General features: G+C 73.4%; 14 protein-coding genes and 1 pseudogene. 9 read left to right on the top strand and 6 right to left on the bottom strand.

What is annotated here, in order from left to right; all coding sequences use genetic code 11:
- Nucleotides 1-45: 45 nt before the first annotated feature.
- The gene (locus NW895_RS22445) at nucleotides 46-2,199 is read right to left on the bottom strand and encodes a SpoIIE family protein phosphatase (RefSeq protein ID WP_289937806.1); all 2,154 of its coding nucleotides are present in this window, start codon (nucleotides 2,197-2,199) and stop codon (nucleotides 46-48) included.
- A gap of 551 nt (nucleotides 2,200-2,750) precedes the next feature.
- Between NW895_RS22445 and NW895_RS41235 the strand changes: the two are divergent.
- Nucleotides 2,751-3,059, top strand: a pseudogene (locus NW895_RS41235) (LuxR C-terminal-related transcriptional regulator); the annotation flags it as partial.
- Here the strand turns inward: NW895_RS41235 and NW895_RS41240 are convergent.
- The 4 genes from NW895_RS41240 to lanKC all read right to left on the bottom strand — a co-directional run bounded on the left by NW895_RS41240 (nucleotide 2,982) and on the right by lanKC (nucleotide 9,466).
- Nucleotides 2,982-4,889 (bottom strand): ABC transporter ATP-binding protein, encoded by a 1,908-nt coding sequence (locus tag NW895_RS41240; RefSeq protein WP_354670102.1) that lies wholly within the window; start codon nucleotides 4,887-4,889, stop codon nucleotides 2,982-2,984. The pseudogene NW895_RS41235 and the gene NW895_RS41240 sit on opposite strands and share 78 nt — an antisense overlap.
- Nucleotides 4,886-6,589 (bottom strand): ABC transporter ATP-binding protein, encoded by a 1,704-nt coding sequence (locus NW895_RS22460; protein WP_289937568.1) that lies wholly within the window; start codon nucleotides 6,587-6,589, stop codon nucleotides 4,886-4,888. The genes NW895_RS41240 and NW895_RS22460 overlap by 4 nt, the downstream gene beginning before the upstream one ends.
- Nucleotides 6,590-6,693: 104 nt before the next feature.
- A complete protein-coding gene (locus tag NW895_RS22465; RefSeq protein ID WP_289937569.1) occupies nucleotides 6,694-6,810 on the bottom strand; it encodes a SapB/AmfS family lanthipeptide in 117 nt (38 codons plus the stop codon).
- A gap of 55 nt (nucleotides 6,811-6,865) precedes the next feature.
- Nucleotides 6,866-9,466 carry a class III lanthionine synthetase LanKC gene (gene lanKC / locus NW895_RS22470; protein WP_289937571.1) on the bottom strand — a complete coding sequence of 867 codons (2,601 nt, stop codon included), beginning with the start codon at nucleotides 9,464-9,466 and terminating at the stop codon, nucleotides 6,866-6,868.
- 225 nt (nucleotides 9,467-9,691) lie between these two features.
- On the opposite strand from lanKC, the gene NW895_RS22475 reads away from it, so the two are divergent.
- Nucleotides 9,692-12,145: a SpoIIE family protein phosphatase gene (locus NW895_RS22475; protein ID WP_289937573.1), complete on the top strand. Its 2,454-nt coding sequence runs from the start codon at nucleotides 9,692-9,694 to the stop codon at nucleotides 12,143-12,145.
- A 16-nt stretch (nucleotides 12,146-12,161) separates the two neighbouring features.
- Here NW895_RS22475 and NW895_RS22480 read toward each other — a convergent pair whose 3' ends face one another.
- Nucleotides 12,162-12,857 (bottom strand): type 1 glutamine amidotransferase domain-containing protein, encoded by a 696-nt coding sequence (locus NW895_RS22480; RefSeq protein WP_289937575.1) that lies wholly within the window; start codon nucleotides 12,855-12,857, stop codon nucleotides 12,162-12,164.
- 161 nt (nucleotides 12,858-13,018) lie between these two features.
- Between NW895_RS22480 and NW895_RS22485 the strand changes: the two genes are divergently transcribed.
- The 7 genes from NW895_RS22485 (at nucleotide 13,019) to NW895_RS22515 (ending at nucleotide 18,645) form a co-directional block, all read left to right on the top strand.
- On the top strand, nucleotides 13,019-13,945 hold the full coding sequence (locus NW895_RS22485; protein ID WP_289937576.1) for a LysR family transcriptional regulator: 927 nt from the start codon (nucleotides 13,019-13,021) through the stop codon (nucleotides 13,943-13,945).
- An 86-nt stretch (nucleotides 13,946-14,031) separates the two neighbouring features.
- Nucleotides 14,032-14,451 (top strand): CBS domain-containing protein, encoded by a 420-nt coding sequence (locus NW895_RS22490; RefSeq protein ID WP_289937577.1) that lies wholly within the window; start codon nucleotides 14,032-14,034, stop codon nucleotides 14,449-14,451.
- Between the two features lie 196 nt (nucleotides 14,452-14,647).
- Nucleotides 14,648-14,824, top strand: coding sequence for a hypothetical protein (locus NW895_RS22495; protein WP_289937580.1), 177 nt, complete (start codon nucleotides 14,648-14,650; stop codon nucleotides 14,822-14,824).
- Between the two features lie 104 nt (nucleotides 14,825-14,928).
- Nucleotides 14,929-15,996: a glucose-1-phosphate thymidylyltransferase gene (locus NW895_RS22500; RefSeq protein ID WP_289937581.1), complete on the top strand. Its 1,068-nt coding sequence runs from the start codon at nucleotides 14,929-14,931 to the stop codon at nucleotides 15,994-15,996.
- The gene (gene rfbB / locus NW895_RS22505; RefSeq protein WP_289937582.1) at nucleotides 15,993-16,973 is read left to right on the top strand and encodes a dTDP-glucose 4,6-dehydratase; all 981 of its coding nucleotides are present in this window, start codon (nucleotides 15,993-15,995) and stop codon (nucleotides 16,971-16,973) included. Before NW895_RS22500 ends, rfbB begins: the two co-directional genes overlap by 4 nt.
- The gene (gene rfbD / locus NW895_RS22510) at nucleotides 16,970-17,845 is read left to right on the top strand and encodes a dTDP-4-dehydrorhamnose reductase (protein WP_289937583.1); all 876 of its coding nucleotides are present in this window, start codon (nucleotides 16,970-16,972) and stop codon (nucleotides 17,843-17,845) included. The genes rfbB and rfbD overlap by 4 nt, the downstream gene beginning before the upstream one ends.
- Nucleotides 17,842-18,645: a class I SAM-dependent methyltransferase gene (locus NW895_RS22515; protein ID WP_289937584.1), complete on the top strand. Its 804-nt coding sequence runs from the start codon at nucleotides 17,842-17,844 to the stop codon at nucleotides 18,643-18,645. The genes rfbD and NW895_RS22515 overlap by 4 nt, the downstream gene beginning before the upstream one ends.
- Nucleotides 18,646-18,686 lie beyond the last annotated feature (41 nt).

Raw genomic sequence — 18,686 nt, forward strand, 5'->3', positions numbered from 1 at the left:
CGGGCCGACGCGGACCTGTCCGGCGCGCCGGGCGGACGCCCTGCGTCAGCCGTCCGCCCGCGCCCTGAGCAGCAGCAGCGCCACATCGTCGATCCGGTGCTCCGTATCCGCCTCGTGCCGGACCAGGCTGTCGGCGAGCTCGTCCAGCGGCAGGTCCCCGGCCTCGGTCAGCCGGCGGCCCAGGTCGGCCAGAGCCTCCTCGAAGTCGACGCCGGGGGACTCGACCAGCCCGTCGGTGTAGAGGGCGAGCAGGGAACCGGGGGCGAGGTCTACCTCCGTCGAGGGATACGCGGCAAAGGCGTCGATACCCAGCAGCGGACCGCCGGCGAGGTCGAGCACCCGTACCCGCCCGTCCGGCCGGCGCAGCAGCGGCGGCGGGTGACCCGCGCGGGACATCACGGCCCGGCCCCGGCCCGGATCGAGCCGCAGGTACAGGCAGCTGACGAACAGATCGGTACCCAGGTCGATCAGCAGCCGGTTGGTGCTGCGCATGATCTCCTCGGGGGCCTGCCCGACGGTCGTGTACGCGCGTACGGCGGTGCGGATCTGCCCCATCAGCCCGGCCGCGGTCACGTTGTGCCCCTGCACATCACCGATCACCGCGGCCGCCCGGCCCTCGGTCGGCACGAGGTCGTAGAAGTCGCCGCCGATGTCCATGCCCCGCGTGGCCGGCAGATAGCGGGCGGCGGCGTCGATGCCGGGCAGCGACGGCAGCGAGTGCGGCAGCAGGGCCGCCTGCAACCCGTGCGCCAGCCGGTGCTTGACGTCGTACAGCAGGGCGCGGTCCAGGGCCTGCGCGACCAGCCCGGCCAGGCTGGTCAGCACCGCGCGCTCCTCCGTCCGGAAGGGATGCGGTTCGGAGTAGGCCAGCACACAGGTGCCCACCGGCCGGCCCGAGGCGATCAGCGGCAGATAGGCCCAGGCCGCGAACCCGTCGAGGGCCGCCTGCCGCCCCGGATACAGACGCTCCAGCTCCTCCCGGGACTCGAAGAACGCGGGCACCCCGGTCTGCAGGACCTGCGTGCCCGGAGTCGGCTCCGACAGCGGCATGCCGTCGAACCGCTGCACCACGGCCGGATCCTCATACCCCCGGTGCCCCAGCACGTGCAGCCGTCCCGCGCGGGAGCCCAGGACGACCAGGGCCTGGCTGCGTACGACCGGCGCGATCTCGTCGGCGACCAGCCGCACCACGTCCTGCACGCTCACCGCCTCGGTGAGCGCGCCGGTCAGGCTCACCACGTGGGAGATGGTGACCAGCCGGGGCGAGGCGTCGTCGGCGGCCCGGGCGGCCCCGCCCGCCTGCGACACCCCCCGGGCCCTGCTGATGCGGACGCTGATCCCGTTCGGACTGGGATAGAGGCGGAACGACAGCCAGTCGCCGGGCGGACGCAGCGCCACGAAGGAGGTGGTGTGCTGGCTGATCAGCGCGGCCCGGTACTGGTCCTCGTAGACCGGGTCGTTGAGCCACGGCGCCGCCGACCACAGATGGGAACCGAGCAGCCTGCCGACCGGCACTCCCGTCAGCTCCGCCGCCGCCGCGTTGGCGAAGCCGATCCGCCCGTGCAGATCGAGCGAGCACAGCCCGTACGGCAGCCGCGCCACCATCCGCGCCGCCTCGACCGAGCCGAGGGTGCCGGCCGCGCCCCCCACCGTCGGGGAGGCCACCAGATCCGCCTCGGCGTGCAGCGTACGGCTCTCCGCCGCCGCGCGCTCCAGCCGCAGCGCGAGCCGGTCGCAGGCCGCGGTCAGCTGCTCCCGCTCCCGCTGCGACAGCTCCGGCGGGTGCGAACCGGGCCAGGTCACGAACACCGCGCCGTACACGGTGGTGCTGGTGGCGACCGGCAGCGCGGCCAGCGCGAACGGGTAGGGCAGCACCATGGCGACGCGCGGATAGCTGCGCGCCATCTCCTCCTCGCCACCGACCCAGACCAGCCGCCGCTCCCGTGCCGCGTCGGACACCGGGATCCGCGCGTTCAGCCCCAGCCGCTCCCAGGGCGCCGCGAACGCCCGGGGCAGGCCCGCCATCACCGCCATTTCGAGCACCGGCTGGTCCTCCGCCATCAGGTAGACCGCGCCGGAGTGCGCGTGCACCTCGTCCATCATCGAGGCCAGCGTCAGGGACAGCAGCGGACGTCCGACGGGTGCCCTCGCGGTCGGGGGCGCCTGCCGGGACGACGGCCCGTCGGACACGCCGACCACCTCCTCGCACGGCCGCACGACGGTTCCAGGGTCAAATCTCTCTCCTGGCGGCTCGGCGCGCACGGCGAGCGCCCAGCCCGCCGCTCCCGGCCGGGAACGGGCGCAAGGGACCCGCGTGCGGCACAAGGCACTCACGCACGACGAAGCCCCCCTGTGTACCCCGCACCTTGCGTCCCATGCCCCCAGAGTCGGTGCGCGGGCCCATGTGCGGGCGCCGCGCGTGCGCCCCCGCGCACCCTGATGGCCGGTTCCTCGCGCCCAGGACCGGTCACGCTCGCGAACAATGGGGCAGGCGTTCAGGAACCGGCGTACGGCGAGCTGAAGGGGTGGCAGTGATCCGGGTACTTCTGGTGCACGACGCGTGTCTGGTGCGATCGGTTCTGGCGGAGTGGCTGCGCCGGGAGCCCGACCTCGCGGTGGACGACACTTCGTGGCGCGGCGCGGCCGGCCGGGTGCGGTCGGTGCGGCCGGACGTCTGCGCGGCGGACCTGGAGTGCCTGGACACCTACGGCGTCCCGCCGCTGGGCGACCTGCTCCCGCAGGGGCCGGGCATGACGCCCCCACGGCTTCTCGTCCTTGCCAGTGCGAACAGACCGGGGCTGCTGAAACGGGCCATCGAGGCCGGGGCGCTGGGTTACGTCGACAAGGAGAGCGGCTCGCCGGAACACCTGGTGCGCGGGATCCGGAGGGTCGCCCAGGGGAAACGTTTCATCGACGACTCGCTGGGCTTCGGCTTCGTCAAGGCCGCGGAGATGCCGCTGACCCGGCGGGAGCTGAGCGTGTTATCCCTGGCCGCCAAGGGGGCCTCCGTCGCGGAGATCGCCGGGAGCCTGCACCTGTCCCACGGGACCGTGCGCAACTACATGGCGGCCATCACCCGCAAGACCGGGGCCCGCAACCGTATCGACGCGATCCGTATCTCCCAGGGGGAGGGCTGGCTGTGACCGCCTGGCGGACCCGGGCGTCCAGCCGCCGACGAGATCGCGGTACAGCGCCGAACGGCGCAGGAGCTCGTCGTGGCTGCCGTACGCGGTGTGCGGGCCGTCCATGACCAGGACGCGGTCCGCGCGGCGGGCGGAGCTGATGCGGTGCGCCACGACGACCAGGGTGCCGCCCGGCCGCTCCGCGAAGGCGCGCTCCGCGCGTTCCTCCGTCTCCGGGTCCAGGTGACAGGTCGCCTCGTCGAGCAGGGCGAGCGGGGCGTACGACAGATAGGCCCGGGTCAGCGCGATCAGCTGCCGCTCGCCCGCCGAGAGCGCCGCCGGATCGACCCGGGCCGCGGGCCCGCCGAGCGCCTCCAGGAGCGGAGCCAGCCCCACCGCCTCGGCGGCGGCGAGCAGCTCCGCCTCGGGCACGCGGTCCGGCCGGAGGTGGCCGAGGTTCTCGGCGAGGGTGCCGGTGAAGACGTACGCCTCCTGCGGGATGAGCACCCGCCGAGCGGCCGCCGCCGGTCCCGGTACCGCGTGCCCGGCCACCCGGATCGTGCCCCGCGCGGGTTCCAGCAGCCCCGCCACCAGCGCCGTGAGCGTGGACTTGCCGATGCCGCTCGGACCGACGACGGCCAGGTGGGAGCCGGGAGGGAGAGTGAGGTCCAGGTCCTCGATCACGGGGGCGGCGGCGGGGCCGTAGGCGAAGGTGACGGAGGAGAGCAGGAGGGCGGGGGTACCGACGGACGGCTCGGGCAGGGGCGCGGCGTCGGGCTTCGCGGGTGCGCGGTGCGTCCCGGAGCCGGCACGGCTGGAGCGGGGCCGGCCCGCTGCGCCGTCGTCGGCCGTGAGGCGGCGCAGCACGACCGCCAGCCGGGAGCCGCTGACGCCCAGGCCGTGGACCAGGTTCCGCAGGGCGGGGAGCAAGGACTGGGTGACGTAGGCGAGGGCGCCGACCAGGGCGCCCGTGGTGACGCCGTGGTCGAGGAGCCAGGGCGCGGCGGCGAGCAGCAGCACGATCGGCAGCTGCCCGCCGACCGCCAGGGAGGCCACGCGCAGGACGCCCCAGCGGGCGAGGGAGCGGGCGGCCCGCAGCTCGGCGTCGACGCGTTCCCCGGTGTCGGCGGCGATCCGGTCCTCCGCGCCGGCCGCCGTGATGTCCCTGAGGCCCGGGCCGACGTCCCCCAGGTGACCGGCGAGGTTCTCGTCGGCGACGAGGAACGCCTGCTGCCTGCGGGCCAGCGGCCGTAGCGTCGCCGTGAACAGCGCCACCCCGGCGACGAGCGGCGGCGCGACGACCAGCAGCAGCGGCGGGGCGAGCGAGAACAGCCCGGCGAGCGCGCCGACGGCGGTGAACACGAACGAGCGGGAGACCATCACCAGCCCGGCGAAGGTGTCCCGTGCGATCTCCACCTGCTGCGTCAGCCCGGACAGGGCGCCGCCGTCCCCGTCCCGCACCCCGCGGGCCACCACCCCGGTCACCAGCCGGTCCCGGAGCGGCTCGACGAGGGCCGCCACAGCCGTGTACACCCGCGCGGTCCCGAACGCACCGACGACGACCGCGAGCCCGGCCACGCCCAGCCAGCCGAGCCCGACTCCGGGCCGTCCCGCCAGGAACCCCTCGTCCAGGGCGCGGGCCGGCGCGTACCCGAGGAGGAACGTCTGCCCGGTCTCCAGTACGGACCAGCCGCCGAGCCGCAGCAGGATCCGCCATCGCGCCCGGAGGAAGCGCAGGCCGCGTCCGTACACCCTGCCGTCGCTCACGCATCGCCTCCCGCTTGGCCGAACACGGCCCGGTACTCCGGGCGTCGCCAGAGCTCCTCGTGCCGTCCCACGGCCCGCACCCGCCCCTCGTCCAGCCATGCCACCGCGTCGGCACGGGCGGCCGTGGCCGCGCGGTGGGCGACGAGGAGCCGGGTGCTGCCGGGGGCGGACCCGAGGAGGGCCTGGGTGATGTGGTGCTCCGTCACCGTGTCGAGGCTGGAGAGCGCGTCGTCGAGGATCAGCAGCCGACCGCCGTGGGCGAACGCCCGGGCGAGGCCCAGTCGCTGGGATTCCCCGCCGGAGCGCGGGGCGTCGGCGAGGGCCGTGGCGTACCCGTCGGGCAGGCGGCGGACGAAGTCGTCGGCGCGGGCCGTGCGGGCCGCCTCGCGGATACGGGCGGGGGAGGGGGACGACAGGCCGAGGGCGATCGTGTCCTCGACGGTCGTGCCCAGCAGGGCGGGGCGGGCGAACGCACAGCCGACGGCGCGGCGCAGTTCCTCGCGGGTGAGGTCCCGCAGCGGTACCCCGTCGAGCAGAACGTCTCCGGAGTCCGGGTCGGCCAGCCGCCCGGCGAGCGCGGCGAGCAGCGACTTGCCGGAGCCCGACCGGCCGACCACGGCCAGCGTCGTCCCGCCCGGCACGACGAGGTCGACGCCGTCGAGGACGGTCCGCCCGCCGCGCCGGGCCGTCACGCCACGCAGCTCCAGCCGGCCGGGTCCTTCGGGCAGCCGGCGCTCCCCGTGGGCGGGGGCGGGCTCCGCCAGGAGCTCGCCGAGGCGCCCGGCCGCCGCCCGGGCCCGGGCCAGGCCCGCGAGCTGTCCGACGAGCACCCCGACGCCGGTCGCGAGCACCGCGTACCGGGAGGCCGCCAGCACCTCGCCCACCGACAGCTGGTGCAGGGTGAGCAGCAGCCCGGCCACGGCGACCACGCCGAGCTGCAGCACCGGCGCCACGGCGACGGCCTGCCCGGCGGCCCGGCCCTGCACCCGCCACATCTCGTGCCCCGCGCGGGACAGCTCGGGCAGCGGCCGCAGGATCCTCGCCGCCTCCTTCTCCGCCGTACCCGCCGCCCGGATGGTGCGGGAGCCTCCGACGGCCTCCGCCAGCCCGGCCGCGATCCGCCCCTGCACCTGCTGGTAGCGCGCCGCACACGCCGTCGTGTCGCGGGCGACGGCGCGCAGCAGCAGGTACAGCACCGGCGCTCCGGCGAGGAACACGGCGGCGAGCCGGACATCGAGGATGCCGAGCGCCACCACGCCCCCGACGGGACCGGCGACCGCGGCGAGCAGCGCGGCACGGGCCGCGGGGGTCGTCCCGGCCTGGGCGGCGTTGCCGACGAGGCGTGCGACGAGGTCACCGGAGCCGAAACGGTCGGCGGCGCGCGGGCCCACGGCCAGCACATGGCCGGTCAGCCGCCGGCGCAGCCACGCCGTGGAGCGGGCGTCGACGGTGCCGGTGAGCACGGTTTCGCAGGCGTCGAGCAGGGCGAGCAGCAGCACGATGCCGGCGCAGTACAGCACCCAGCGGGTCGCCGGGGCGTCGGCCAGCAGCAGGTCCAGGGTCCTGCCCAGCGCGGCCGGCAGCAGCAGTCCGGCACCGGTCGCGACGGTGCTCGCCAGGCACAGCACCACACAGCGGGGTCCGCTGTGCCGGGTGGCGTCGCGCAGCAGCGTACGGGCGTCGTCGGCAGGGGTCGTCATAGGGCTGCGGCCCTCGCGTCTCAGTGGCTCGGGGGTGGTACGACGGACCCCGGGCGGCCCCTCCCGCGTGGGAGAGGACCGCCCGGAGCCAGGGGCGCCGCTCGTCAGAGACAGAGCAGAACGCTCGCCGCGCTGACGCAGGACAGCAGGGAGGCCGTGCTGGCGCCACCGCCGCCGGTGTGCTCGTCGGACTCCATCGTCTGCAGGTCGAGAAGTGCCATGACGTGTCCTTTCTGTCGTGTCCATCCGTGGGGACGGGGTTGAGTCACGGCTCCGTCAGGTCGCGGAGCCGCGTTCGTGGGGCCGCCGTGGCGGCAGGAACGGCAGGTGGGCGGTGCTCTCGCCGTCGAGGGCCGCCGCGAGAGCCAGCAGGCAGCCCGCCGTTCCGGTGGCGAGGTCCATGGACAGCCGCATCATCTGGTGGCCGGGGAAGGCGAGTTGGCCCTGGTACGCCATCGCGAACCAGCCGAGCCCGGCGATCTGTTCGTCCAGCCGCGCCCGGGTCGCGCCCGGCGCGGAGGAGCGGCTGAGGTGCAGGATCATTCCGGCGCGGCCCTGGAAGAGGCCGGGCTGCGCGTAGAAGCGGCAGGTGGCGGCGGTGATGATGCCGGAGCGCGCCCGCTCCAACTGCCCGTCCGGATCAGGGACTTGAGAGAGACAGTCGTCGAGGACCATGCCCAGCCCCGCGCTGCCGTCGCCGAGGTACGGCAGCGTCCGCCAGCCCTCGTCGACCTCCAGCGCCCCGACCTCGCGCGTCACACAGCAGTCCAGGTCCCGGCGCAGCGCGGCACCGGCCGCGTCCAGCAGCTCCTTCTCGCCGGTCCGCTCGTACTGCCGCAGCAGGAACAGCGCGGGCCCGCTCGCGCCGCGCAGCAGCCCGGCCCGGCGCCGGGGCGTGGCGGAGGGCGGCTCGGCGAGCCGTCGGACGAGGAGGTGGGCGGCCTCGGCGGCCCTCTCCGTCAGCTCCGGATCGCCGGTGGCGTGGGCCAGGTGGCCCAGGACCAGGCCGAGCCCGGCCAGCCCGCCGTGCAGGTCGGAGGAGAGGTTCTGCCACCGCTCCTTCAGGATGCCGTCGACCAGGTCCAGCGCCCGCTGCCGGTGCCCGAGCCGGTCGAGTACGTAGGCGATGCCCGCGAGCCCGTCGTACAGGCCGAGCGGTGTCCCCGCCGGCGCCGGATCGGTGCGGGTCAGGAGCCAGCGCTCGCCCTCCTCGTACCGTTCGGCGCCTGCCTCGGCCAGCGCGTACAGCACACCGGCCGCGCCGTGCGCCAGGCCGAGTCCGCCGCCGTCGGAGAACTGGGCGATGTCGCCGGGGAAGAGCCGGTCGTCACGCTCCGGGGTGGCCGAGGCGAGGATCGCCTTGACCATCGAGTCACGGCTGTAGGGCCAGTCGCCGGGGGCCGTCGGCGCGGCGGAGGGCAGGCGGGCCGGGCCCGGCATCCGCGTGATCTCCGCGACCGCCTCGTCCAGGAACTCCCGTGGCACGTCCGGGAACTGACCCGCGATCACCTCGGCCAGATGGGCCGCCTTCCCTCGGTCGACCACGAACAGCGTGGTGACCGGCATGAACAGGGCGAGTCTGAGGCAGGCCAGCGCGTACCGGTCGACGTCGGTGCCCCTGCGGTCCGGCGGGGCGAAGAAACCGGGGTGGGCGACGACCTGGCGGCCGTTCTCCTCGGCGTCGGCCGCCGCCTCGAAGTCCAGCAGGAAGACCGACTCGTCGTCGGGCGCGACCATGATGTTGAAGACGTGCAGGTCGTTGAAGACGATCCCGCGTTCGTGGACCGCCGCGACCGCCTCCTCGACCCTGCGGTGGATGCGCAGCGCCCACGCCGTGTAGGCGGCGACCGCCTCGGGATCCGGGTCCGGGGTGAGCAGCGGGTGCCGTTCGGCGAAGAAGGAGTTCAGCGGGCGGCCTTCCAGGAAGTCCATCACCAGGAACCGGTGGCCGCCGAGCTCGAACCAGTCGCGCACCTCCGGCACCACACCCGTGCCCGAGACGCGCTCCAGCGCCGCCTTCTCCCGCTCCAGCCGCGCGACCGCGTCCGCTCCGTCCGCCGCCAGGCCCGCGTGCGGCCGTCCCTCCTTCAGGACGACCTTGCGCCCGTCCCGGGTGTCGGTGCCCGCGTACACGCCGCCGCCGTTGGAGAAGTGCAGCGCCTTCTCGATCCGGTACGGCAGCTCGCCCACGGTCGTGGTGTTGCGGGCGTCCAGATGCGGCTGGAGGAACGCGGGCAGCGTCACCCACTCCGGCACCTGGAAGGACGGCGCCCGCCGGTCCGGCACCAGCCGGCCCTCGCCGTCCCGCACCGCCGGCACCAGCGACCCCCGCTCGTCCACGACGAACGAGCGCGCGAAGGCGCCGTAGCGCACGTACAGCGGACCCTCGCCCCAGCGCAGGTCGGTGAGGATGTACGGCCCTTCGAAGCCCTCCAGCCGTTCTCCCAGCTCGCGCAGGACCCTGTGCAGCTGCTCGTCGTCGGCCGGGTAGAGGGTGACGAACTTGCCGCTGCCGTCGCGGGGCGCGTACTTGGTGTTGCGCAGGTGCAGCAGGTGCGGGCCGGGCACGAACTTGAACGGGATGCGTCGCGGCACGCAGTAGTCCCACACGATTCCGGCGATCTCCTCCGCGTTCGCGCGGGTGGCGGAAGCGTGGATCTTCCAGCCCTGCGCCGGACCCGGCAGCGCACCGCCGTCCTCGCCGAGCGGCGTCATGGTCAGCCAGTCACCGATCCGGGCCGCCTCCCAGCCCTCCGGCACCGCGCGGCGGGCCGCCTCGTACAGCGGCGTGGCCTCCCGCGTGCCCGCGCCCGCCCGGTCCGGCGTGTCGTAGAAGTGCCGGTCGGCGAGCGCGTACACCTCGTACCGCTTGTCCATACGCGTCCCCTCCCTATGGCTCCGCCTCGGCTTCTTCCAGGGAGGCAGGCCCTGAACGGCACCGACATTTCCAGTCGGCGGGCGGCCCCGCACAGTCACTTCTGTCACGAGACCACCGTGCGGAACGCACGCGTAAAGACATGTTCGGCACCTTTCGAGCGGTCCGGCCCGGTCGGCTCCACGGAACACTCACAGGGGCTGCGCACGTGCCCCATAAGCGCTGTAATGACGGACGTGGTCAGTCAGGGCACAGCCGGACGCAGAGAGAGAACTCTGCGTGCAGAGGATGCCCTCAAAACGATCACGTCCGGTCAGGATTCACCCGAGCGGCTGCGGCGCGTCCTCGAACAGGCGCTCGTCTTCGCGGGCGCGGCCCTCGCCGCCGTCTACCGCCTGGGCGAGGACGGCGAGCTGCTGTGCCTGGTCGAATCGGCCGGCGTGCCGCGGACGCTGTACGGCGTGCGCGACACCTATCCCGTCGCCGGTGGCTCCCCGGCGGCCGAGGCCCATCGCGGTGGGCGTCCGGTGTGGCTCGGCCCCGAGGAGCTCGCCGCCGGCGCCCAGTCCCGGCGCACGCCGCCGGGTGACTTCCATCTGGCGGCCCTGCCCGTGCACGGGGACGGCGGCGGCTGCCTCCTGGCCGTCACCGAGAGCCCACGCGGCTTCGACACCGACGACCGCACATGCCTGGAACTGATCGCCGAGGCCGCCACCTGCCCCCCTCCGGGGCCGGCCGCCGAGAGCGAGGAGCTGCCGCCCGACGCCTTCAGCCTCGCCATGGACTCCGGCCGGGTGGAGGTCGGCGACGACATCCTGGCCCTCTTCGCCCTCGACCCGGACGAGTACGACGGCAAGGTGGAGACCCTGCTCGGCCTCACCGTTCCGGAGGACCTGCCCTCGCTGATGTCGGTCGTGGAGGCCGACCACATGTCCATCGGCGACCGCGAGCTGGAGTTCCGCGTGCTGCAGCCCGCCGGCCCGCCGAAGTGGCTGCGGCTGCGCGGCCGCCTGCTGCCCGGCGGCGAGGGCCGGCCCGCGCGGCTCGTGGGCACCGTCGCCGACGCCGCCGAGCTGCGCCCCGACGTCACCGACGTGGCCCGTGTGCAGCGCCTGGCCGCCGCGCTGGCCACCGCGGGCACCGTCCGCGACGTCGGCCAGGCCGTGGTCGGCGCCCTGCGCAAACCGCTGCGCGCCGACCGGATCGCGCTCGCCGAACTGGAGAACGACCGGCTCGTCGTCACCGTCCTCGACCCGCCCGAGCCCGAGGCCTGGCCCGAGCTGTGGCGGCTGGAGTGGCGCACCGAGTGGCCCGACGCGCCGGTGCGCGCCATGCCCACGCTGGCCACCGCCCTGCGCGAGGGCCGCGCCCAGATCTGGCCCGCCGGAGCCCCTCTGGAACCCGCGCTCGCCGAGGTCGGCCCCGGCGGCCTCGCCGTGCTGCCGCTGCCCGCCGGTGGCCGCATGGCCGGCGTCTGCCTGATCGGCTGGGACGCCCCGCACGACTTCGGCCCCGACGAACGTGCCCTGCTCACCGCCTCCGCAGGCCTCGCCGGTCAGGCCCTCACCCGCGCCCGCGCCTTCGACGCCGAGCACGAACTCGTCGGCATGCTCCAGCGCCAGCTGCTGCCGCGCCGCCTGCCGAAGCTGCCCGGCGCGGTCGCCGTCGCCCGCTACCTGCCCGCCACCGCCGGCCTGGAGGTGGGCGGCGACTGGTACGACGTGATCCCGCTGCCCGAGCACCACGTCGCCCTGATCATCGGCGACGTCCAGGGCCACAGTGCGGGCGCCGCCACCCTCATGGGGCAGATGCGCACCGCGCTGCGCGCCTACGCCGTCGAGGGACACCCGCCGGACGTGGTGGTCTCCCACGCCAACCGCCTACTGGTCGACATGGAGACCGACCTCTTCGCCACCTGCGCCTACGTCGACGTCGACATGGAGGAGGGCTCCGCCTGGTGCGTCCGCGCCGGCCATCTGCCGCCGGTGCTGCGGCATCCGGACGGCAGTACGGAGATCCCGGAGGCGGAGGGCGGCCCGCCACTCGGCGTGGTGGCCCAGGCCGACTTCCCGATGAGTCCGCTCAGGCTGCAGCCCGGCACCGTCCTCGCCCTGGCCACGGACGGCCTCGTCGAGTCCGCCGACGAGGACATCGACGTGGGCCTGGACCGTCTCGCCCGCGGGCTCGCCGCCTGTGACCCCGCCCACCTCGGCCCCGTCGCCGACGCCCTCCTTGAGGGCGCCCGCCGCAGCGACGACGTCGCCCTGCTCCTCATGCGCTACGACGGCATGGCCGTGCGCCCGCTGCGCGAGAGCTGGACGGTGTGGCGCCTCCCCGAGGCCGTCCGGCACGCCCGCCGCTTCACCCGGCGCACCCTGCGCACCTGGGGCGTGCCGGAGCGCGACATGGACGCCGTCCTCCTCGTCGTCTCCGAGCTCGTCACCAACGCCCTGGTGCACACCGACGGCCAGGTCCGCCTCGACCTCACCCGCGTGGGCGACCGGCTGCGCGTCGCCGTCGCCGACTCCTCGCCCCGCGCGCCCGTCCGGCCGGCCAGCATCGGCTGGGAGGCCACGGGCGGGCGCGGCCTCCTCCTCGTCGAGGCGCTGTCGGTGGCCTGGGGGACGCTGCCGGTCAGTGGGGGCAAGCAGGTGTGGAGCGAGATCGTGCCGGGGCAGTAGGTGCCCCGGCCGGAACTCAGACCAGCTTCTTCAGCAGTTCCTGCGCGAGCGGAGCGGACGACGCCGGGTTCTGGCCGGTGACGAGGGTGCGGTCCACCACCACATGAGGCGCCCACGGCTCGCCGACGCGCACCTGCACCCCGGCCTCCGTGAGGCGGTCCTGCAGCAGCCACTTCGCCCTGTCCGCCATGCCGCCCTGGATCTCCTCGGCGTTGGTGAACGCGGCCACCTCATACCCCTGGAAGACGTTGCGGCCGTCCTCCTCCACGGCGGCCAGCAGCGCGGCGGGGCCGTGGCACACCACCCCCAGCGGCGTGCCCGACTCCAGAGCCCGGGCGAGCAGCCGGCCCGAGCCGGCGTCGACGGCGAGGTCCTCCATCGGGCCGTGGCCGCCGGGGTAGAACACGGCCGCGTAGTCCTCCAGCCGCACATCCGCCAGGCTCACCGGATGCTGCAGCTCGGTGAAGGAGGCCAGCGCCCCGGCGATCCGGTCGGCGTTCTCCTGGCCGCCGTTCACCTCCGGAGCCAGGGAGGCCTTGTCGACGGTGGGCACGACACCGCCGGGGGTGGCGACGACGATCTCGTGGCCCGCTGCCTTGAACGCCTCGTACGGGGCGACGGCCTCCTCGGCCCAGAAACCGGTCGGGTGCCGGGTTCCGTCGGCCAGGGTCCAGTGGTCGGCGCCGGTGACGACGAAAAGGATCTTCGACATGGTGGTGCTCTGCTCCCGGGATGGACGGGCCGCGGTCTGTCACTGCGGCGAGGACTCGACCGTAGGCCCGCTCACCCTCAGGAATCCAATGGCACAGCCAATGGCTGCCATAGGAATGTTCATGGCCACCTTCGGCGGGGGAGGGACTTAGGGTCGCTCCTGTGAGGCACTCCGATCCCCCTGGCGCGACCACGCAGCCCGACCTGAACCTGCTGCGCACCTTCCTCGCCGTCTACCGCTCCGGGTCCTTCACGGCCGCCGCCCAGCTGCTGGGTCTCTCCCAGCCCACCGTCACCACACAGATCCGCTCACTGGAACGGCAGACGCGCCGGGAGCTGTTCGAACGGCTGCCCCGCGGCGTCGCACCGACCGCGGTGGCCGACGAACTCGCCGCCCGTATCGCCGCCCCGCTCGACGCGCTCGCCGCGGCCACCGGACACGGCCCGGCGGGGGAGGCACGGCCCGAGCCCGTCCATCTGGCCGGACCCGCCGAACTCCTCTCCACCCGCGCGCTGCCCGCCCTGTCCACGCTCGTCACACAGGGCGTGCGGCTGCGCGTCACCATGGGACTGACCGACCCTCTCCTCGACGAGCTGCGCGCCGGGCGCCACGACCTGGTGATCGCCACGACCCGGCCCCGTGGCCGCACCCTGTCCGCGGTGCCGCTGTCGGACGAGGAGTTCGCGCTGGTGGCCGCTCCCGCATGGGCCGAGCGCCTCAGGGAGCCCCTCGCCGCCGACGGTCCCGGCGTGCTGCACACCGTCCCGCTGATCACCTACGCCGAGGACCTGCCGATCGTCCGCCGCTACTGGCGGCATGTCTTCGGCCGGCGCCTGAACTGCCAGGCGGCCGTCTCCGTGCCGGACCTGCGGGCCGTACTGGCCATGGTCGTGGCCGGTGCCGGCTTCAGCGTGCTGCCGCGCTACCTGTGCGCAGCCGAGCTGGCCTCCGGCGCCCTCGTCCTCCTCGACGAGCCCGCCGACCCGCCGATCAACACGACCTACCTGGCCCAGCGGCCGGGCGCCTCCACGGCGCCGCACGTCACCCTCGTGCGCGAGCGCCTGCTGGAGGCCGCACGCGGGTGGTGACCATGACGTGTCGATGTGACACATCGGGTACCCGGCCGTCCCAACGGCGTCGGCCGACGCCGCCGGAGTCGAGAAAGGAGCACGTCATGGCCCAGTACGTCCGCGACATCATGACCAGCGACCTGGTGACCGTGGAGCCGCAGGCCTCCGTCGCCGCGGTGGCCCGGATCATGCGCGACCAGGATCTCGGCGCCGTTCTGGTGACCGACGGGGACCAGCTGCGCGGCCTGGTCACCGACCGCGACCTGGTGGTCCGGTCGATCTCCGAGGGCGGCGATCCCGAGCAGATCACCGTGGCCGGCGCGTGCAGCGACGATGTGGTGACCGTACGCCCGGACGAGGAGCTGGACCACGCGGTGGAACTGATGCGCGAGCACGCCGTACGCCGCATCCCGGTCGTCGAGCACGGGCACCCCGTGGGCATCGTCTCCCTGGGCGACCTGGCCCTGGAACGCGACCCGGAGTCGGCCCTGGGCGACATCAGCGTGGCCGAGCCCAACGTGTAGGGCACCGCCGCCGCTGCGGGCGGCGGCGTTCACGGCGTTTGGCGGGACCACGATCGGGGGACCCGGTGCTCAACACGGCAAGGGGGAACCGCAGTCGGGGAACTGCGGACGACAGCCGAGCTGCTGGAGCAGTGCGTAAAGAAGTACACAAAGATCTGCGCAGAAGATGTGCGCAGAAGAAGGAAGATGATGCGCCGTGACCACGGAAACCGGTGAGAAACCCATCGTCCGCCGACCCGAGACGGGGTGGTCGAAGGCCCGCCGCCTGAAGGGCAAGAGGGCGCTGCGGACCTGGGTACCGGCCGTCGAGGACCGCAGCGGGCGCACCCCGCAGGCAGTCCAGGAGGGGAACATCGTCAGGGGCGAGGACTGATCACCTTCCCGCCGAGTCGTCGTAACCCTGCCGCCCGGCTGCCGTAATGCACAAGTAAAACTAGGAATCTTCCGTTCCGCCGGATCGCGACTAGGGTGTGGCAGATGAAGGCTCTAGTGCTGTCCGGCGGTGCGGGTACCCGGCTGAGGCCGATCACACACACCTCGGCCAAGCAACTCGTCCCGGTCGCGAACAAGGCCGTCCTCTTCTACGGCCTGGAATCCATCGCCGCGGCCGGTATCACCGAGGTCGGGATGATCGTCGGCGACACCGCCGCCGAGATCGAGGAAGCGGTCGGTGACGGTTCGAAGTTCGGTCTGAAGGTCACCTACATACCCCAGGAACGCCCCCTGGGACTGGCCCACGCGGTGATGATCGCCCGCGACTACCTCGGTGACGACGACTTCGTCATGTACCTGGGCGACAACTTCATCGTCGGCGGCATCACCGACCTCGTCGACGAGTTCCGCGGCAACCGGCCCGACGCCCAGATCCTCCTCACCCGCGTCGCCGACCCCCGCGCCTTCGGCGTCGCCGAACTCGACCCGTCCGGGCAGGTGATCGGCCTGGAGGAGAAGCCGGAGCACCCCAAGAGTGACCTGGCTCTCGTCGGGGTGTACCTTTTCACACCCGTCATCCATGAAGCGGTGCGTGCCATCGAGCCGTCCTGGCGCGGCGAGTTGGAGATCACGCATGCCATCCAGCACCTGATCGACAAGCGTGCCGACGTACGGTCCACGGTCATCAAGGGCTACTGGAAGGACACCGGTAACGTCGGCGACATGCTGGAGGTCAACCGGACCGTCCTGGAGAGCGTGGAGCGCCGCATCGACGGTGACGTGGACGCCGAGTCGGAGACCATCGGTCGAGTGGTGGTGGAGGAGGGTGCGCGGATCGTGAACTCCCGTATCGTCGGGCCCGCCGTCATCGGCTCCGGGACCGTGGTCAGCGACTCCTACGTCGGGCCCTTCACCTCCGTCGCGGAGAACTGCCGGATCACCGACAGCGAACTGGAGTTCTCCATCGTGCTGCGGGACTCCTCGATCCGCGGGGTGGGCCGGATCGAGTCCTCGCTGATCGGCCGGCACGTCGAGGTGACCCCGGCGCCGAGCGTGCCCAGTGCCCACCGCCTCGTCCTCGGAGACCACAGCAAGGTGCAGATCAATTCATGAACCTCCTCGTCACCGGCGCCGCCGGGTTCATCGGCTCCCGCTACGTCCGCATGCTGCTCGCCTCCGACGCGCCCGACGCGCCGCGGATCACCGTGCTGGACAAGCTCACCTACGCCGGCACCCTGGACAATCTCGAACTCGGCCATCCCCGGCTGGAGTTCGTGCAGGGCGACATCTGTGACGCCGAGCTCGTCGACAAGCTGATGGCCGAGGCCGACCAGGTCGTGCACTTCGCCGCCGAATCCCATGTGGACCGCTCGATCGCCGGCGCCGCCGACTTCGTCCGCACCAACGTGCTGGGCACCCAGACCCTGCTGGACGCGGCACTGCGCTACGGCGTCGGCCCGTTCGTGCACATCTCCACCGACGAGGTCTACGGCTCCATCGAGACCGGGTCCTGGCCGGAGACCCACCCGCTGCAGCCCAACTCGCCCTACTCCGCCTCCAAGGCCTCCTCCGACCTGCTCGCCCTCGCCTACCACCGCACCCACGGCCTGGACGTCCGGGTCACCAGATGCTCCAACAACTACGGCCCGCACCAGTTCCCGGAGAAGGTCATCCCGCTGTTCGTCACCAACCTCCTCGACGGGAAGAACGTGCCGCTGTACGGCGAGGGACTCAACGTCCGCGACTGGCTGCACGTCGACGACCACTGCCTGGGCATCGACCTCGTGCGCACCAAAGGCCGCTCCGGCGAGGTGTACAACATCGGCGGCGGCACCGAACTGACCAACAAGGAGCTCACCGGACTGCTCCTGCAGGCCTGCGGCGCGGACTGGGACCGGGTCGAGTACGTCGAGGACCGCAAGGGCCACGACCTGCGCTACTCCGTCGACTGGGGCAAGGCCCGCGACGAGCTGGGCTACCGCCCCCGCCACGACTTCACGACGGGGCTCGCCGAGACCGTCGCCTGGTACCGGGACAACCGCTCCTGGTGGGAGCCGCTCAAGCGGCGCGTCACCGAGGAGCGCGCATGAGGTGGCTGGTCACCGGTGCGGGCGGCATGCTCGGCCGGGACGTCGTCGACGAACTGACCGGCCGCGGCGCGGACGTGGTCGGCCTGGACCGCACCGCCCTGGACATCACCCGATCCGCCTCCGTGGACAGCGCGTTCGCCGGCCACCGGCCCGACATCGTGGTCAACTGCGCCGCCTACACGGCCGTCGATGACGCCGAGACCGACGAGGCGCGGGCGATGGCGGTCAACGGTGAGGGGCCGCGCCTGCTCGCCCGGGCCTGTGCCGCTCACGGCGCCCGCCTGATCCACGTCTCCACCGACTACGTCTTCCCCGGCGAGGACCGCACCACCCCCTACCCCGAGGACCATCCCCCCGCCCCGCGCACCGCCTACGGCCGCACCAAGCTGGCCGGCGAGCGGGCCGTACGGGAGGAACTCCCCGAGGCGAGCGCCGTCGTACGCACCGCCTGGCTCTACGGTGCCCACGGCCGGAGCTTCGTCCGGACGATGATCGACCTGGAGGCCCGCCGCCCCACCGTCGACGTGGTCGACGACCAGCGCGGGCAGCCCACCTGGAGCGCGGACGTCGCCGAGCGCATCGCCGACCTCGGTCCACGGGTCGGCCGCGACGCGAGCGGCGTCTTCCACGCCACCAGTGCGGGCGAGGCCTCCTGGTACGACCTGGCCCGGGAAGTGTTCCGGCTCCTCGGAGCCGACCCGGACCGGGTACGCCCCACCGGCAGCGCGGCCTTCCCCCGGCCCGCGCCCCGCCCCGCATACAGCGCCCTCGCGCACGGCCGCTGGCAGGAGATCGGCCTGCCGCTGCCGCGTGACTGGCGCGCCGCTCTGCACGAAGCACTGCCCCGCATTCGCAAGGAGTCCCGTCCGTGAAACGCCATGAGTTCCTGCGGGAACTGCACAAGGTCAGCGCCAACCGCAACTACCTGGAGATCGGCGTCAACGACGGCCGCAGCCTTCGCCTGTCCCGGGTCCCCAGCATCGCCGTCGACCCCGCGTTCAAGGTGGTCTCGGAGATCAAGTGCGACGTCCATCTGGTGAAGGCCACCAGCGACGACTTCTTCGCCCGTGAGAATCCCCTGGCGCACCTGAAGGGCGGCCGCCACCCGCTGCGCAACCTGCGCCGGGGCCGCTCGCCGATCGGCTACTGGCGGCGCACCACGCTCGACCTGTCGTTCATCGACGGCATGCACCTGTTCGAGTACGCCCTGCGTGACTTCATCAACATCGAGAAGTACTCCGACTGGGCCAGCGTGATCGTCTTCGACGACATGCTGCCGCGCAGCGTGGACGAGGCGGCCCGCGACCGGCACACCAACGCCTGGACCGGCGACGTCTACAAGATCGTCGAGGTTCTCAACCGGTACCGCCCCGACCTGGTCACCGTCCTGGTCGACACCCAGCCGACCGGACAGCTCGTGGTGTTCGGCGCCGACCCCGGCAACACGGTGCTGAAGGACAAGTACGACGAGATCATCGCCGAGTACGTCGTGCCCGACCCGCAGAAGGTGCCCGAGGCGATTCTGGAGCGGGCCGGCGCGGTGCAGCCGGAGGCACTCGTGCAGGCCGGCTTCTGGAGTCGGCTCGTCCGGGCCCGCAACCTCGGTCTGGGGCGTTCCCAGGGCTGGGAGCCGCTGCGCCGCGCCGTGGAGCAGGTCGGCGTCAGCCGCTGAATGTCCTCATCCGGCCGCGCACCGCCCGCAGCGGTGCGCGG

The organism is Streptomyces sp. S.PNR 29 (assembly GCF_030386795.1).
In the GTDB taxonomy this organism is placed as follows: Bacteria; Actinomycetota; Actinomycetes; order Streptomycetales; family Streptomycetaceae; genus Streptomyces.